This is a genomic window from uncultured Acinetobacter sp. (genome assembly GCF_947626835.1).
Classification (GTDB): Bacteria; Pseudomonadota; Gammaproteobacteria; order Pseudomonadales; family Moraxellaceae; genus Acinetobacter.
In genome coordinates this window covers 110,242-127,928 of record NZ_CANQTS010000003.1, presented here as the reverse complement: position 1 = coordinate 127,928, position 17,687 = coordinate 110,242, and the positions used below count along the sequence as shown (strand labels likewise).

General features: G+C 42.5%; 15 protein-coding genes. 10 read left to right on the top strand and 5 right to left on the bottom strand.

The window, feature by feature from the left end; genetic code table 11:
- Positions 1-32: 32 nt before the first annotated feature.
- The 5 genes from Q0Z55_RS03135 (at position 33) to secF (ending at position 5,459) form a co-directional block, all read left to right on the top strand.
- On the top strand, positions 33-854 hold the full coding sequence (locus Q0Z55_RS03135; RefSeq protein WP_297424034.1) for a DUF4303 domain-containing protein: 822 nt from the start codon (positions 33-35) through the stop codon (positions 852-854).
- 120 nt (positions 855-974) lie between these two features.
- Positions 975-2,105 (top strand): tRNA guanosine(34) transglycosylase Tgt, encoded by a 1,131-nt coding sequence (gene tgt, locus Q0Z55_RS03130; RefSeq protein ID WP_297424032.1) that lies wholly within the window; start codon positions 975-977, stop codon positions 2,103-2,105.
- 83 nt (positions 2,106-2,188) lie between these two features.
- Entirely contained in the window at positions 2,189-2,518 is a 330-nt protein-coding gene (gene yajC / locus Q0Z55_RS03125) for a preprotein translocase subunit YajC (protein ID WP_297424030.1), read from the top strand.
- Between the two features lie 53 nt (positions 2,519-2,571).
- Complete coding sequence (gene secD / locus Q0Z55_RS03120; protein WP_297424028.1) at positions 2,572-4,473, top strand: protein translocase subunit SecD; 1,902 nt, start codon at positions 2,572-2,574, stop codon at positions 4,471-4,473.
- An 11-nt stretch (positions 4,474-4,484) separates the two neighbouring features.
- Positions 4,485-5,459, top strand: a complete 975-nt coding sequence (gene secF / locus Q0Z55_RS03115) for a protein translocase subunit SecF (protein WP_297424026.1) — start codon at positions 4,485-4,487, stop codon at positions 5,457-5,459.
- Positions 5,460-5,497: 38 nt separating this feature from the next.
- On the opposite strand, the gene Q0Z55_RS03110 is transcribed toward secF, so the two are convergent.
- From Q0Z55_RS03110 to cysM, 5 genes are read right to left on the bottom strand one after another with little or no spacing between them, the layout of a single operon-like run.
- The gene (locus tag Q0Z55_RS03110; RefSeq protein ID WP_297424024.1) at positions 5,498-6,106 is read right to left on the bottom strand and encodes a 4'-phosphopantetheinyl transferase superfamily protein; all 609 of its coding nucleotides are present in this window, start codon (positions 6,104-6,106) and stop codon (positions 5,498-5,500) included.
- A 54-nt stretch (positions 6,107-6,160) separates the two neighbouring features.
- On the bottom strand, positions 6,161-8,467 hold the full coding sequence (locus Q0Z55_RS03105) for a bifunctional (p)ppGpp synthetase/guanosine-3',5'-bis(diphosphate) 3'-pyrophosphohydrolase (protein ID WP_297424020.1): 2,307 nt from the start codon (positions 8,465-8,467) through the stop codon (positions 6,161-6,163).
- A 45-nt stretch (positions 8,468-8,512) separates the two neighbouring features.
- Complete coding sequence (rlmD, locus tag Q0Z55_RS03100; protein ID WP_297424018.1) at positions 8,513-9,898, bottom strand: 23S rRNA (uracil(1939)-C(5))-methyltransferase RlmD; 1,386 nt, start codon at positions 9,896-9,898, stop codon at positions 8,513-8,515.
- Positions 9,899-9,904: 6 nt separating this feature from the next.
- Positions 9,905-10,726 (bottom strand): 3'-5' exonuclease, encoded by an 822-nt coding sequence (locus tag Q0Z55_RS03095; protein WP_297424015.1) that lies wholly within the window; start codon positions 10,724-10,726, stop codon positions 9,905-9,907.
- 22 nt (positions 10,727-10,748) lie between these two features.
- On the bottom strand, positions 10,749-11,663 hold the full coding sequence (gene cysM / locus Q0Z55_RS03090; RefSeq protein WP_297424013.1) for a cysteine synthase CysM: 915 nt from the start codon (positions 11,661-11,663) through the stop codon (positions 10,749-10,751).
- A gap of 151 nt (positions 11,664-11,814) precedes the next feature.
- Here cysM and Q0Z55_RS03085 point away from each other — a divergent pair, with 151 nt between their 5' ends.
- The 5 genes from Q0Z55_RS03085 (at position 11,815) to rsfS (ending at position 17,633) form a co-directional block, all read left to right on the top strand.
- Positions 11,815-14,625 carry an ATP-binding protein gene (locus tag Q0Z55_RS03085; protein WP_297424011.1) on the top strand — a complete coding sequence of 937 codons (2,811 nt, stop codon included), beginning with the start codon at positions 11,815-11,817 and terminating at the stop codon, positions 14,623-14,625.
- Between the two features lie 53 nt (positions 14,626-14,678).
- A complete protein-coding gene (locus Q0Z55_RS03080; protein ID WP_297424009.1) occupies positions 14,679-15,467 on the top strand; it encodes a crotonase/enoyl-CoA hydratase family protein in 789 nt (262 codons plus the stop codon).
- A gap of 8 nt (positions 15,468-15,475) precedes the next feature.
- A complete protein-coding gene (locus Q0Z55_RS03075) occupies positions 15,476-16,351 on the top strand; it encodes an NAD(P)-dependent oxidoreductase (protein ID WP_297424007.1) in 876 nt (291 codons plus the stop codon).
- A complete protein-coding gene (locus Q0Z55_RS03070; protein WP_297424004.1) occupies positions 16,352-17,134 on the top strand; it encodes a TIM barrel protein in 783 nt (260 codons plus the stop codon).
- Positions 17,135-17,219: 85 nt separating this feature from the next.
- Entirely contained in the window at positions 17,220-17,633 is a 414-nt protein-coding gene (rsfS, locus tag Q0Z55_RS03065; RefSeq protein WP_297424002.1) for a ribosome silencing factor, read from the top strand.
- Positions 17,634-17,687: the final 54 nt, after the last annotated feature.

The window sequence follows — 17,687 nt, the reverse complement described above, 5'->3', positions numbered from 1 at the left end:
CAGTATCGGGCATTCACTACACCAAGGACATCATGTTACAACATCTCTCTGTGTTAAAAGATGCGTTAATCCATGAATTTTATCAACTTTATGATCGTTATTATGAAGATGAAATTTATGGCTGTGCCTTGGTATTTAATGAATACATGTTACTTGATCATTTAAGTATTGCCACCCAACGCAGCTTATTTGCTGAACATGAAGACTACGCGCAGTTTTTAAGTCAAGACGACAAATGGAATGTCAGTAAATGGCGTTTTCGCTCTAGTAGCAGCGACAGTCGCTTACAGCAGTTTAATCATTTACTTAACGAATACTTACAACAACGCCATGTATTTGGTACGCCGTTACAACAACAAAATTTAGACACACTCAATAATCTAGATATATTACTCAGCGCATTTAAACAAGCCAAAGAAGCTTTGGTGGATTCCTATGGTTTAGATGTCGATCAAATTTTGTTTTTTATCAGCCTGCCAGCCCAACCCAATATAGAAACCAATTCTGCCCAAGCCTTAAACGGCTCAAGCCAATTGTTACAAGAATTTTTACAGGTCAAGCAACATCGGCAAATTGCCCATGATCCTGCTCGTTTAAAAAAGCTGTCTCAAGCGGACAAAGACATGTTGGTGGACATTGCTCAACTGGTTAAAATTGACCCATTTGATTATCTGCAAATTGCCAATCAAGCCTATATTTTGACCCTTGATTCAACCTTTGCCGATATCAATCCTTATATTCAAAAATTGGTATATACCATTGCTGCAATGGAAGATGCCACCTTTGCCATGAGCCGCGAAGAAATTTTAGAACGCATTGATCAGTTCTATAGTCATTTAATACGCCAACGCTAATTACACAAAAATACACACCCACTCAGCAAAAGCTAGCGTTTCGGTTAAGAATCAAGGAAAATAGCCCCCTTTATTTTTAGCCATCAGCGAACTGTTTTTTCGCCTTGAGTTGGAACGTTTATGAAGTTTGAAAAATTAACCCAGTCGGGCCGTGCTCGTCGTGGTCGCTTGACTTTAGAACATGGTGTGGTTGAAACACCTATGTTTATGCCTGTAGGTACCTACGGCACAGTCAAAGGTGTGTTGCCACGCGATATCAAAGAGATTAAATCTCAAGTGATTTTGGGCAATACCTTCCATTTATACCTACGTCCTGGTTTAGATGTGATTCGTGAACACGGCGGCTTACACCAGTTTATGAAATGGAATAACCCAATTTTAACCGACTCAGGTGGCTTCCAAGTGTTTAGTCTTGGCGCTATGCGTAAAATTAAAGAAGAAGGTGTGACCTTCCGCTCACCAATTGATGGTTCAAAAGTCTTTTTATCGCCTGAAATCTCAATGGACATTCAACATACCTTGAATTCTGACATTGTGATGATTTTTGATGAATGTACACCTTATCCTGCAACGCGTGAAGAAGCGCAAAAATCGTTGCAGTTGTCACTGCGTTGGGCCAAGCGTTGTAAAACCCAACACCATGAAGTGTTAAAAAACCGTAATGCATTGTTTGGAATTATCCAAGGCGGCATGTACGAAGATTTACGTGAAGAGTCATTAAAAGGTTTACTTGAGATTGACTTTGATGGTTATGCGATTGGTGGTTTATCAGTGGGTGAACCTAAAGAAGAGATGATCAAAGTTTTAGATTATCTGCCTGAGCAAATGCCAGCCGATAAACCGCGTTATTTAATGGGTGTGGGTAAACCTGAAGATATTGTTGAGGCGGTGCGTCGTGGCGTGGATATGTTTGACTGCGTGATGCCAACGCGTAATGCACGTAATGGTCATTATTTTGTCACTGATGGTTTAGTGCGTATTCGTAACAGTCAATATCGTCATGACCAAGGCCCACTTGACCCACATTGCGATTGCTATACTTGTACCAACTTCACTCGTTCATATTTATTCCATTTAGAAAAATGCGGTGAAATGCTCGCTTCAATGCTCGGTACCATTCACAATTTACGTTATTACCTGCGTTTAACGGAAATGATGCGTGATGCCTTAGATAACGGCACATTTGATGAGTTTGTGGCAGACTTTTATGCACGTCGTGGTCTAGAAGTACCACCTTGCCCAGTCGATTAATCTTTTTGCCATTTGCGCTAAAGAAAAAGACAAGGTAAATTGCTGTTCAAGACCTTATTGACTTAGTATTTAGGAAATTATAGATGAGCCTTTTTATTTCGACTGCTCATGCAGCCGGTGAAGCCGCACAACAACCAAGCCTCATGGCCAACATTTTAATGATTGCTGTATTTGTGGCAATTTTCTACTTCTTGATTTGGCGCCCTCAAGCAAAACGTGCCAAAGAACACCGTAGCCTAGTTGAAAGCTTAGGTGTCGGCAGCGAAGTGGTGTTTGCTGGTGGCTTGATGGGTCGTATCATCAAAATTGAAGGTGATTTTGCTGTGGTCGAACTCAGCCGTGGCGTAGAAGTTAAAATTCAACGTGCAAGCGTGATTTCGGTTTTACCTGAAGGCACTTTAAATAACCTTTAATCACTGTTTCAGTCGTGCACATTGCACGACTTTTTATTTTAAGAAGAAAATAAATGCGTTACCCTGCATGGAAATATCTACTGATCCTCGTGGTTTTGGCGATCAGTACTTTATATGCCCTGCCAAGTTTGTATCCTGATGAACCTGCTGTGCAAATTTCGGGTGCCAAAGCCGGTACTCAAATTGACCAGAGCATCGTACAAAAAGCAGAGCAAATCCTCAAAAGCGAAAATATTTCAAGTCATGACAACAGCTTTAGCAATAATGCTGCCTTGTTACGTCTAGATTCATCAGAAGCTCAGCTCAAAGCCAAAGAAGCCTTACGTCAAGGTTTAGGCGATGACTATGTTGTTGCGTTAAACTTAGCGCCAACTACCCCAGAGTGGCTACAAAAAATTGGTGCTAAACCAATGAAGCTCGGTCTGGATTTACGCGGTGGTGTGCATTTCTTACTTGAAGTGGATATGGACAAAGCGATTAGTCAGCGTATGGAAACATCCGCGACCGATCTACGTCGTCAGCTTCGTGATAACAACATCAAATTTAATAGCTTAAGCTTAAACAACAATACGCTTACGGTTCAATTTGCCAATAACGATGACCGTAGTGCTGCGATGGACTTTTTACGTCGTAATGGTAATGAGTTTAATCAACAAGCGCTTGCCACCGAAGCTGGTGCAACCTTACGTTTAGAATACACAGATGCACGTCGTCAAGAAATTCAAAGCTATGCGGTCAATCAAAACTTAACGACCTTACGTAATCGTATTAACGAATTAGGTGTGGCTGAAGCTTTGGTTCAAACCCAAGGTAGCAACCGTATTGTGGTTGAATTACCCGGTGTACAAGACACAGCCGAAGCAAAACGTGTTTTGGGTCGTACTGCCAACTTAGAATTCCGTTTGGTGTCGGATTTAAATGACCAATACATTGACCCATATTTGGGTAAATCAAATGGTCAACCGATTCCACCGGGCACTGAAGTCTTTGCCTTTGAATCACTCGACAGTGGTCGTGAATTACTGCTTAATCGTAGCCGTATCTTAACTGGTGAGCGTGTGCAAAATGCCTCAAGCGGTTTTAGCCAAGATACTGGCGGTGCTGAGGTAAATATTACCCTCGACTCTGCGGGTGGTAAATTAATGGCAGATGCCACACGTAATGCCGTAGGCAAACGTATGGCGGTGTTGTTTATTGAAAATAAACAAAAGATTAGCTTTGTCACCGACCCTGAAACCGGTACACAAACCGAAGTACGTACCCCATACACCGAATCTGTGGTAATTAACGCCGCAACCATTCAAGCGGTGTTAGGTTCACAGTTCCGTATCACAGGTTTAGATTCACCACAAGAAGCAGCAGAACTCGCGTTGATGCTACGTGCCGGTGCTTTAGCTGCACCAATGTACTTTGTTGAAGAACGTGTCATTGGTCCAAGTTTAGGTCAAGAAAACATTGATAAAGGCGTGCTATCGACTCAAATTGGCTTCTTATTGGTGGCAATTTGGATGGTGGTATTCTTCCGTTTATTTGGGGTGATTGCCAACTTTGCCTTAGTGTTTAACTTAGCCATGATCTTAACTGTAATGTCTTGGTTAGGTGCATCATTAACACTACCGGGTATTGCAGGTATTGTGATTACCATTGGTATGGCTGTCGATGCCAACGTACTAATTTGTGAGCGAATACGTGAGGAAATCAAATGGGGAGCATCGCCAAAACAAGCGATTGTTGCCGGTTATGAGCGTGCTTATAACACCATTTTTGACTCCAACTTAACCACATTCTTGGTGGCATTTATTCTATTTGCCATTGGTACAGGCCCAATTAAAGGCTTTGCTGTCACCTTGATGATCGGTATTGTCTGCTCAATGTTTACCGCCATTACGGTCACGCGTGCCATTGTACAGCTGATTTATGGCAAAAAACGCGACTTGAAAAAGTTGAGCATTTAAGGAGATCGATGATGACTGAAAATTCTCAACCGCAATATGGTCGCCCTGAAGAAGAACGCGTGATTCCGTTTATGAAGATTGCTTTGCCTGCGGCATTGCTATCGATTTTCTTAACGCTTGCAAGTATTTTCTTTATTGCCACCAAAGGTTTAAACCTAGGTTTAGACTTCACTGGTGGTATTGCTGCGGAGCTTAATTACACCAATCCAGTTAAACCTGAGCAAGTCAGCAATGCTTTAAGCCAAGCTGGCTTTAATGATGCTGTGGTACAAACCTTAGGTTCAGAACGTGACCTGATGGTACGTATGCCGGTTCAAGAAGACATTGAAGCTGAAGACTTAACCAAAACCATCACACAAGCCGTTCAGTTGCCTAATAACGCAGCTGAAGTGCCTAAAGTTGATGTAGTCGGTGGTCAAGTCGGTAATGAGCTGTATGTGCGCTCAGCCGGTGCTGTGGGCTTAGCGTTGTTGCTGATGCTAGTCTATGTCACCATTCGCTTTGAGTTTAAGTTGGCAATGGGTGCAGTTTTGTCTTTGTTCCACGACATTGTGGTGACACTAGGTTTCTTTGCTTTTATGCAATGGCCATTTGACTTAACTGTACTTGCAGCATTATTAGCAATTATTGGTTTTTCACTTAACGATAACATTGTGGTGTCGGATCGTATTCGTGAAAACTTCCGTAAGATTCGTGGTGCAACGCCTTTAGAAGTGGTCAACCTTGCCTTAACGGAAACCTTACGTCGTACCATTCATACCTCTATGACCTTATTATTGGTGGTTGTGGCAATGATGTTCATGGGCGGTGATGGCCTCAAATGGTTCTCGATTGCCATGTTTATTGGTGTGTTTGTGGGTACTTATTCTTCTATTTATATTGGTACTGCCTTCTCACTATGGCGTGGTCTGAACCGTCAAGACTTTATTGTCACGGTTAAACCTGAATTTGAAGAACAAGCTGATGAGCAATTGCCACCGCGTTAATGCATAATTTTAAACAGCCTATCTTCGGATGGGCTTTTTTATGCCCATGTGATATGTGGGCGGCTCTGGCTTTTACGCCATGCTATCGTCACAAGTGCAGCGTCTAATACTCTATGCTCATATTCAAAGGCGCCTAATGATGGATGCTGCATCTCGCCTTGCATATATCCAAATCGTACATTAGTTTCTAAAGTATTAAGACTTAAACGAATCCCAAGCCCTGCTGCTTTAACAATCGCTTCTTTAGCGGTCCAAATCTGAAACCAATAGCATGTGTCTTGTCCACTGGCATACCACGCTTGTAATTCATGTTGGCTAAACGCATGTTGAGCCAATGCTCCAAAGCGTACCTTGCGGTTTAAGTCTTCAATATCAACGCCAATATCTGGCTGGGTACGGCTCATCACCAAAGCATAATGCTGCTGACTGTGGCTATGGTTAAAGGCTAAATCGGGTAAATAAGGTTTGCCGTGTTCAGTTTTTAACAACTCAGAAGCTTGGATGTTACGACCTAAATATTGACTCAGCTTGACTAAGCGGTAAGCATGTAAGGCTTGCTTTTGTGCAGCCACATATTGCGGACGGGTGAGATCTTTATCTAGTGTCACCAAATGATGAATAGGCTGACAATCAAAAACGATGTGCATGATGATATTCCATAAAAAAACCAGCAAGCGAGCCTGCTGGTCTTGGTCGCAGCTTTAGTTACCTTGAACTAAACGGCGCGCGCTGATAATGCCCGGTTGCTGCTCTAAACGTGCCAACAAACGTGATAATTGTGCCAAACCTTTAACTTCAATTAATAATTTCATATTGGCAATCCCATCGGCTTCTGAGATGGTATTGACCTGACGAATATTAATTTGATCTGAAAAAATTACTTGGGTTAAGTCTTTGAGCAAACCACGGCGATCATAAGCTTCCACCACAATTTGCACACTTTGACCACGTGTAGGTTGCATTTCCCAATCAGCTTCTACTGCACGTTCAGGTTCATTGTGAATCATGCGTAGATAATCTGGACACGCCACTTTGTGAATACTGACTCCACGATTTAAGGTAATGTAACCGGCAATGGATTCACCATGTACTGGCTGACAGCACTGCGCAATATGCAACTCTACATTGTCTAAACCATCAATTAAAATACCATGTGCAGACAAAGTATGACTGGCACGCGGATTTAAAGTCGGCTTAAGCACCAATTCAGGTTCATCCTGATCAAGGTGCATATGACGATTAACTTGGTTAATCAAAGCATGCAGGCTAATGTCGCCATTGACCAAGCCAATTAAAATATCTTCGCCTGATTTAACATTAAAATGGTTGCAGTAATCTGCCAAATCAATACTTTTAGGATGCAGTGCTAAACGCAATAATTCCTTATGCAGAATCTCACGTCCAACCTCTAAGTTTTTACTGCGATCTTGCTGACGGAACCAATGACGTAGTTTGTCACGCGCACGTCCGGTTTTAATATAACCGAGTGAATTGACCAACCAATCACGATTAGGCTCACGGTCTTTTTTGGTTAAAATTTCAACCTGCTCACCAGTTTTTAAGGTGTAGGTTAACGGCACATAGCGCTGATTGACACGTGCTGCATAGCACTTGTTGCCCACTTCGGTGTGCACATGATAGGCAAAATCCAGCACCGTCGAACCACGCGGTAATTCTTTAATGTCACCATCACGACTAAACACATAAATCTTTTCAAAATCTTCAAATTCTTGAATTTTATCAAAATTTTCTTCAGCATCTTCGTCTTTGTGGGCGCTGGCATCATTACGTTCTTGATAATGCTCAAGCACGGCACGTAAAGAATGTAAACGATGGTTAAACGAATGATCGGTGTTTTTAGAGCCTTCTTTATAATTAAAGTGCGAACACACCCCAAGTTCAGCTTCGTTATGCATGGCATGGGTACGAATCTGCACTTCTAAAGATTTGTTCTCGGCAATCACTGCAGTATGTAATGAGCGATAACCATTGGCTTTAGGATTGGTAATATAGTCATCAAATTGATGCGGAATATGCCGCCACATTTGATGCACAATCCCTAACGTGTGATAACACTCAGGCACTGCTTTGACCAACACACGCACTGCACGAATATCGTAAAGCTGATCAAAACTTAAGTCTTTACTCTTCATTTTGCGATAGATCGAGTAAATATGTTTCACCCGTCCACTAATTTCAGCTTCAATGCCATATTCAAGTAAAGCATTACGCAGCTTATCAATCACAAATTGGATATATTGCTCACGCTCCAAACGCTTTTCATTGAGGAGTGATGCAATTTCTTTATAACGCTCTGGAGCCAAATAACGGAAAGCTAAATCTTCAAGTTCCCACTTTAACTGTGCAATCCCCAAACGGTGGGCAAGAGGCGAGTAAATGGTTAAAATTTCACGTGCCACACGTTCTTGACGGTCTTTGGATGACTTGGCCAATTCACGTAAGGCATAGGTACGCTCTGCCAATTTAATCAATACCACACGTACATCTTCAGTGACCGAAATCAGCATTTTATAAATACCGGTCAGATGTTCACGTTGGTTATTGTTAAAGTGATCTTCTAAGCGTTTATTTTTTTCAATTAGCTCCGACAGCTTACCCATAGCCAAAGTGCCTTTGACTAAGCCATGCACATTGGCACCAAAGTCATTGAGCACTTCTTCAAGCGAAATCACCCCTTCACGTACACCACGATACAGCATTGCCGCCGACAAGGTGTCTTCATCGACATACAGATGTGCCAAGATATTGGCCATCTCTAAACCGGTGTAAAAAGTATTGGATGGATGCTTGACTGTACTTTCTAACTCGCGCTGCAAGGCAAGTTGGGCAACTTCTTCGAGTTGTTTAAGTTCTGCACCATCAAAAATAGCACGAACACGATCAAGCCATTCCGCTAAATCGTGCTGAGCTTGTTCAGCATGCTCAACAGTCGTTTCCTCAGACAATTCATTTAATCGTCCCGGAAGTTGTTCACGTACTGTGACCATAGCCGTCTCCTACTTCTCTTCTAAGCTGCATCATATATTATAAATTTATAAGTCGTCTATTTCGTGTTTTTTAAATAAAGCAATCGATTCAACATGTCCGGTATGGGTAAACATATCCATGACACCCGCTTGGATTAAGTCATAGCCATGTTCTGCCAAGATTTTGGCATCACGCGCCAAAGTGGCCGGATTACATGACACATAAACCAAACGTTTTGCACCAAATTTGGGCACATACTGCATGACCTGTTCTGCACCGCTACGTGGTGGGTCAATTAATAATGCATCAAAGCCTTGTTTTGCCCAAGCTTGGTGCGAAAAATCTTGTGTTAAATCTTGTGAATAAAATTGCACCTGTTTGATTTGGTTGAGTTTGGCATTTTCTGTGCCACGCTTCACCATCTCATCGCTACCTTCCACCCCAATCACTTGCCCATCTTCACCCACACAACGTGCCAATGGCAAGGAGAAGTTACCTAAACCACAAAATAGATCTAAAACACGTTCACCGGGCTGCAAGTCTAGCAATTGGCATGCCAACTGTACCATTTTAGGATTTACCGTTGAGTTAACTTGAGTAAAGTCATGTGGATGAAAAGCAAAACGCAATGCAAACTCAGGCAAACTGTAATGTAGGCGTGAAGCAGCATTGGCTTGATCAATACGCACTAAGTTTTTGTCGTCACCGGCCAAATACAACTGCCAACCTTTATGTAACGCAAATTCGCGCAATTGGTTGACATCCTGCTCGCTTAAAGGCTGTAAATGACGTAACACCAAGGCAATTTCTTGGTCCCCCATGGCCAATTCTAAATGACCGATGTGGGCTTTGCCCTCTAGCCCTTGCAGCAATTGTTTTAAACGCGTCAGTGAACCAAACTGCTCATCTAAAATTAAACAACGATCAATCGAGGTGAGTTTGTTGCTTTGCTTTTCACGAAAGCCCACTACCAACTTATCTTGACTGGCAATATAGCGCACACCAATACGTGCTTTACGACGGTAATCTTCACGCGCTGATCGCATAGGCTCTAACCATTTTTCTGGGCTTAAACCGGCAAAATGGGTCAAATGAGATTGTAATACTTGCTGTTTTAGACGAATTTGTTCATCTTTGGCAATATGCTGCATATTACAACCGCCACAATGCTCAATATGCACACACGGCGGTTGCACACGTAGATCAGACGGCTCACTCAGCACTTCAAGGCAATCGGCTTCTTCTAAGCGTTTCACCACATTGGTGATTTTGGCAAGCACAGTTTCGCCCGGTAAAGCCCCTTCAATAAAGACTTTTTTACCGTGCTTATCACTTGGATGCTCCGGATGGCTGCCATAATGCGCTATCCCTCGTCCTTCATGTGATAGCGATTCAACCTGAAAAATGTACTTGGGTTGGGCCGTAGGACGAGGTTTAGCTCTGTGTTTCATGGATACCTAATTTTTATCTGGGGAGAAATCTAATGCAGTAAATGCGGTGTGTTGCGAATTGTTGCGCCAGAGCTGCAAAAACTCGCTCTGTTGCGGTTGCGTATGTAAATAGTCAATGCTGCGTTGAATCCACATGTGATGGATGTCTTTGCTGATTAAACCTTTGAGTAATGCCCAACGCAAAAATACCAACCATGTATTAAGCACATCACCCTCACAATAGCTGGTCAGTGCTTGCCAGTTTGCATCGGCCACGTACTTGGGTACATGATAACCTGCCAAGCCACGTTTACCCGGAAAACCAAGTAAATGGGCAATATCATCGAGCTTTTGGAAATTACGACCATTAAACATGGCCATCACGTCCATTAAATCAACATGACGCTGATGATAACGGTTTTGATAGTTATTATAGCGCTTTTGGTTATCAATTTCGCCTTGATCAAACAAACTTGGCGCAGATAAACCATGATACATGGCACGATATAAAATTACCGGCAAATCAAATTGTGAACCATTCCAACTGACTAAAGTTGGATAACGCTTATCAAAGATTGACAAAAACTTTTCTAAAATTTCATATTCGCTATAGTGCTCTTGGCTAAATGAAAACAGTTTGATCTGTTCTTGTTCATTAATCCACAGCCCAGAAATACACACAATTTCATGTAAAGGCAAACGCTGAAAATCAGTACCTGCCTCTTGGCGGCGTAGTTTTGCCAAAGCGGCATCTAAATCATCTGCTGGCAAATCAAGGTCATATAAATGCGCACCTGATTTTTTGTCGGTTAAGGTTTCAATATCAAAAACTAATACCGGTAAACGCATACAATGACCCTTTTTTGATTGCTTAGTCTTGAACTGAGAACAAACCTGTCGATAAATAACGATCGCCACGGTCGCATACAATACATACAATAACAGCATCTGGCTGTTGTTCAGCAATTTTTACCGCAGCCCATACTGCACCACCCGATGATACACCTGCGCTAATCCCTTCACGACGTGCCAATTGACGTGCAGTTTTTTCCGCTTCAATTTGCGGAATATCCATAATCTGATCCACGCGTGAGGCATCAAAAATCGTCGGTAGATATTCTGTTGGCCAACGACGAATACCGGGAATATTGGAGCCTTCGGCCGGTTGTAAGCCTACAATTTGAATGTCTGGATTTTGTTCTTTTAAATATTTAGAAATGCCCATGATGGTGCCTGTGGTACCCATAGAACTGACAAAATGGGTGATTTTGCCCCCTGTTTGACGCCAAATTTCAGGACCTGTGGTCAAGTAATGTGCCTCAACATTGTCGGGATTACCAAATTGATTCAGCACTAAACCTACGCCATCGGCTTGCATTTTGAGTGCTAAATCACGTGCTTCTTCCATGTTATTGGCTTCAATTAACTCAGCCCCATACGCTGCCATAGCATCTTTACGCTCTTGGCTGGAATTGGCCGGCATAATCAGTTTCATGTGGTAGCCGCGCATGGCTGCGACCATCGCTAAAGCAATGCCTGTATTTCCGCTGGTCGCTTCAATTAACGTATCACCCGGCTGAATCTGACCACGCTTTTCGGCTTGCATAATCATATTATAAGCAGGACGATCTTTGACTGAACCGGCAGGATTATTGCCTTCTAATTTCGCCAATACTGTTGCTTGAGTATGATTTGCCAGACGCTGTAAACGCACCAGTGGTGTGTTACCTACATAGTGATCCAGTAAAAATTCGTCTGCTTGAAAATCAGGGGTTGTGTTACGCATGGTCCGTACCTGTATCGAGGTGCGGCTATTGTATGAAAAAATGCTTGATTCTGCACCCATTTAACAGGCTTTTTCTTATCGGTATGTAAAGGCGCATCACAGGAAAAAAGCATGTTAAACTCTTGCCCAAACAAAAGCTGCCTGACTGATTATGTCCAATATCAATAAAAAATTATTTAAGCGCTTACACTTAAATCACGCTTATGGGCAACTGATTGCCTTGATTTTTGTGCCGATTATGGTCTTGGCCTGTGTGGGTGCAGCTTTAGTTTTAACTGAAACCTCAGATGCCGCCAAAGCGCAGCAACGGCAAATGGCGATTGCTATTTTAACGCGTTTTCAAACTCAAGCCGAACAAGCCATCACCCTACTCAATTATTATCCTTTGCATTACGATCATGGTCGCACCTTTATGCAAACCATGATGAACAATAAGCATGTAATTCGGACTGCAATTCTTGATGATAAAGGTGTCAATCGGTTAAGTTTGGGTGATCAAGCCCAAGCGCCGTGGCCAAAACCTAGCCCCAATACCAGCTTTTTAGGGCCGATTGAACATCAAAATAGTCATATTTATGGCATGGCGATTCATCAATCTCCTAATAAAACCGCATGGCTGATGGTTGAATTGGACAACCAACCCTTACAAATTGCGCGCTATCGGGTACTGATTGTTTTAGTGGCCACAGGCTTACTAACTTTATTACTCTTATTGCTGTGTTTAAACTTTTATTCACGGCGTTGGATTGCACCGATGTACGAAATTCGTATGCAGTTGCAGCGCCTTAATGCCGACACCTTAGATCAGCATATGGTGATTAATAGCACCGGTGAATTACGCCTGTTACAACGTGATATTGCCAATGTGGTCAAACGCTTACATTATAGCTTTTTAGAACTTAAAGAACATACCGAACAAACCGAAGACGATTTACGCCGTACTTTAGATACTTTAGAAGTGCAAAACATTACCTACCGTCAAGCACGCGATCAGGCCATTCAAGCCAACCAATCTAAGTCGGTGTTTTTAGCCAACATTAGCCATGAGTTACGCACGCCCTTAAACAGCATTGATGGCTTTATTCACCTGTTGCTGCGCCAAGGTAATTTATCCACTGAGCAAAATTTATATTTACAAACCATTCGTAAATCATCCGCGCATTTATTGGCGTTAATTAACGATGTATTAGATTTTTCTAAAATTGATGCCGGCAAACTTGAGCTAGAAACCGCGCCTTTTGATTTAGAAGAAGCCATTTTTGATGTGATGGATATGCTATCGCCACTTGCAGCGCAAAAGCAAATTGCGATGGCCTTTTATTATGCCGACAATATTCCACAGCATGTGATTGGCGATGCGCTACGCTTTAAACAGATTTTAACCAATCTGATTTCTAATGCGATTAAATTCACCCCTGATGGTGAAATTATTGTGCGTGTGCGCATGGAAGATGACGACATTGGTCAATGTTTATTACATTTTAGCGTCCAAGACAGCGGTATTGGCTTAAGTGGTACAGACCGTAAAAAGCTGTTTGAATCGTTCTCACAAGGTGATGCATCGGTCACGCGTCAATTTGGTGGTACCGGTTTAGGCTTGGCTATTTCCAAACAATTGGTGCATTTAATGCAAGGTCATATTGGCTTTGAAGATAACCAAGAACGCGCACCAACAGAAAAAGGCTCAACCTTTTGGTTTACGGCCATGTTTAGCGTCAATGAGGAAGATTACACGCCGCATCCAGACTTTAGCCAGATTCAAGTGCTGTCGTATTTATCGCACCCTGCCACTGCCAATGTGCTGCGTCATTATTTAGAAAACTATCATGTACAGCACCGTGAATCTAGCTCAATTTTGGAGCTGTTTAGCGACTTAAATCATTTAGATGCCAATGAAAACACATGGCTGATTGTTGACCATAGTGGTGACAGTGCCGCTTTATTGCGTGAAATTCGTCATCGTTATCGTGGCAATTTAGCGGTGTATGGCTATCAAATGCAGCTTGAACCGAATGTGTTGAGTGACTATCAAGCCCGTGCTTTGTATCAACCTTTAAGTCGTAGTGCCTTAATCGCTTTACTCAGCCAACAAGAGCCTGTGGTGGTAGAAGAATTTGAGCAATTTAACGGTCAAGGTCTGCATGTCTTAGCTGTAGATGATCATTTACCTAATTTAATTGTGTTAGAAGCCTTATTGGCTGAGCTGAATGTCAAAATGACCCGCGCCTTAAGTGGGCAAGAAGCGTTAAGTATTTTAGAGCAACAAATGCAACAAGGTCAGCCACGTTTTGATTTGGTGTTTATGGATATTCAAATGCCGGTGATGTCAGGTTTAGATACCACACGTGCTATTCGTTCGCTTGAATCCACGTTTGATCATGCACAACGCTTACCTGTTGTGGCACTGACCGCACATGCGTTAGCCGATGAAAAACAACGCTTATTACAAGGCGGTATGGATGATTATGTGACCAAGCCGATTCAAATTGAGCAAATTATTCAAATTTTAACCCAATGGACCAAACAAAGTTTTGAGCATAATCAGCTTAAAATCGAGAATAAGCCTTTGGGCAGTCTTGACCCTCAGATTTTAAATTGGCAACAAAGTCTGCAATTGGCGGCCAATAAGCCCGATTTAGCGTTAGATTTGCTTAAAATGTTGTTGGAGAGTTTTGATAAAGACTTAAACGAAATGCAAGAGTTGATTGAAGTAGAAGACTTTCCTCAACTTGAACATGTGCTACATCGTTTATATGGCGCCACCCGTTATGTGGGTACGCCGACCTTGCAACAGGTCAGTGGTGATTTTGAGCAATTTGTTTCGATTTTACGCAAAGAACAAAGAATTGCGGATCAAGCCTTTATTGATGATGCTTTAGTACATTTTGAGGCATTAAAAGCCGCGATTGAAGATGTACGGCATGCCGCACAGCAAATGTTAAATCAAGCCGCACTTGAGTGATCTATGCCCACAACATGCTATGCTCAAGCAAAATCTAACAATAAGAGAACAATATGGCAGACATTCAAATTGAATATCAAAATGGCATTGCGATTGTACGTTTAAATCGCCCCGATAAACGTAATGCCATGAGTTTTAGTATGCTTAAAGACTTAGTGCATAGCGCAGAAAAACTCAAAAATAATAGACAAGTGCGCGCAATCATTTTAACCGGTGAAGCACATGTATTTAGTGCAGGCATTGATTTAAAAGACTTAAATCATCCTAAACATCGCCTGTTTGCAGCATGGCAGTTAATAAAACCGGGGCAAAGTCTGTTTCAAAAAGCCTGCTTGATGTGGCAACAATTACCGGTACCAGTGATTGCTGCAGTTGAAGGTTATTGTTTTGGCGCGGGGATGCAATTGGCCTTGGCAGCCGATATTCGCATTGCACATCCTGATACCCAAATGTCAATTATGGAAAGTCGCTGGGGCTTAGTGCCTGATATGGGGCTTAGCCGTTCACTTGCTGGCTTAATGCCACTGGATATTGCCAAAGAGCTGACCTTAAGCGCGCGTATTTTTGACGCCCAATATGCCAAACAGATTGGCTTGGTTACGCATCTGTCTGATGATCCGCTTAGATCGGCTCAACAACTGGCAAATGAGTTGATTGAGCGTTCACCCGATGCACTCTATGCAGCAAAACAAGTGCTTGATGCCATGCAGCATCAACCATATAAAGCTTTACGTTTAGAAAAAATATGGCAACTTAAATTGTTGTTGGGCAAAAATAGTCGCCTTGCCCGTCAAAAAGATAAACAACCACAGACTGAATTTTTACCACGACAATATAAATAGAGGGAACGATGCAATTAGATCAAGCCAAGATCGCTTTTTTAGGTATGGGACTCATGGGTAGCCGTATGAGCATACGCCTACTGGATGCCAATTTTGAAGTTGCAGTTTGGAATCGTACAGCCAGTGCTTGTGAGCCTTTAATTGCACACGGCGCTCAAGCTTTAGTACTTGAACAACTGCCTCAGTATCAAGTATTGATGCTTTGCCTAGCAGATGACGTTGCTGCACAGCAGGTTTTTGCCCAGATCGAGCCTTATTTGCAAAGCGGGCAAATCATTGTTGATTTTTCCAGTCTTTCAGTCGCTGCAACGCAAAAACTACATCAAGCAGCACAAAATAAAGGCGTGACTTGGATTGACTCCCCTGTGTCAGGCGGTACAGCAGGTGCTGAACAAGGTACGTTGGTTATTTTTGCTGGTGGTGATGCTACAACCATTAAGCAATTAGCACCAGTTTATGCACCTTTAGCACAACGGGTGACGCGTATGGGCGACAGTGGTACCGGTCAAGCCACCAAAATTTGTAACCAACTGATTGTGGCTGCCAATAGCACTTTAATTGCAGAAGCGGTTGCCTTGGCTGCACATGCAGGCGTAGATGCTCAATTACTTGCTCCAGCACTTGCTGGCGGTTTTGCTGACTCGAAACCTTTTCAAATCTTAGCCCCACGAATGGCAAGTGAGGTTTTTGAGCCGGTGCAATGGAAAGTACAAACTTTAGCTAAAGATTTAAACAACGCCATGAGTTTAGCTGCCAATTTAGGTTTAGCCATTCCTGTGGCCAGCCAAGCCCTCGATCAATTACAGCAGCATCAACATCAAGGCTATAGCCAAGCGGACTTAGCCACGGTGATTCATGCTGTACAAAAAACTGAGGTTAACTAAATGAAATTGGCCGTTAATCTTTCGATGATTTTTACCGAAGTGCCTTTAATTGAGCGCTTTGCCTTAGCACGTCAACACGGCTTTGATCATGTTGAAATTCAATTTCCGTATGAACTCAGTATTGCTCAAATTCAAGCACAACTGACAGCGCACCAGTTAAGCCTGTGCCTGATTAACGTACCTGCCGGTGATTTAATGCAAGGCGGTGATGGCTTAGCCGGTGTACCAGGACGTGAAATTGCGTTTCGTGATGCTGTCACACAAGCCATTGACTATGCACGCGCCCTTGATGTACCGAGTGTAAATATTTTAGCTGGTAAACAACCATTGGATGCTGACTTACTACATTGCTTACGTACATTAGCAAGTAATCTTAAAATTGCAACACAGCTTTTAAGCGATGCAGGCATTCAACCTGTATTTGAGATGATTAATGGCACCGACATGCCACGTTTTTTGCTGCAAAATATCGCGCAAGCACAAGAAATGCTAGAAGCCGTACAGCACCCTGCTTTAAAAATGCAATATGACTGCTACCACATGGCCATGATGGGCGAAGATGTCTTGCAGGCTTTAAAAGAAAACATAGATGCGATTGGACATATTCAATTTGCCGACTGTCCGGGTCGACATCAGCCCAATACCGGAGAAATTGACTATGCTGCAATTTTCGATTATTTAAAATCAAGCCTTTATACAGGCTACGTGGCTGCTGAATATCGTCCCACGCCTGACTCTAATGGCTCATTGGCATGGAAATCGGCATTTTTTCCACAGGCATAGTGCAGTTTATCGGGCTTCGGTTTGAAATTTGGCGCTAAATTCGCTATATTAGAAGGTGAGTTATTGTCTGGAAATATTAACCTTTATGAATTTAGAACCATCGCCCAGCGCTTCTAATTCTCACGATCTCGCAATGAATTCTCAAACTAAAGACGTACAAGCATGCTTAAATGTGGTACGCGAAGCTTTAGAAGATGTAAAAGCTAAAGATATCGTGACATTAGATGTCAGCACGATCAGTAACGTTGCAGATGCTATTGTCATTGCTAGCGGCACATCAACCCGTCATTTAAAAGCGCTTGCGCATAACGTGGCTGAAGAAGCACGTAAAGCAGGCTTTCGCCCAATTGGTATTGAAGGCGAACAAGATGCTGAATGGATCTTGATTGATTTAGGTTTTGTAGTGGTGCACGCGATGCTTCCTACAGCACGTAAATTTTATGATCTTGAAAGTTTATGGCGTGCACAGCCAGAAGCACCGTCAGAAACTGTGGCATAAGCCATTTAAAACAGCGATTCTTGTAGTTGCTGTTTTATTTAAAAAAACCGCTGC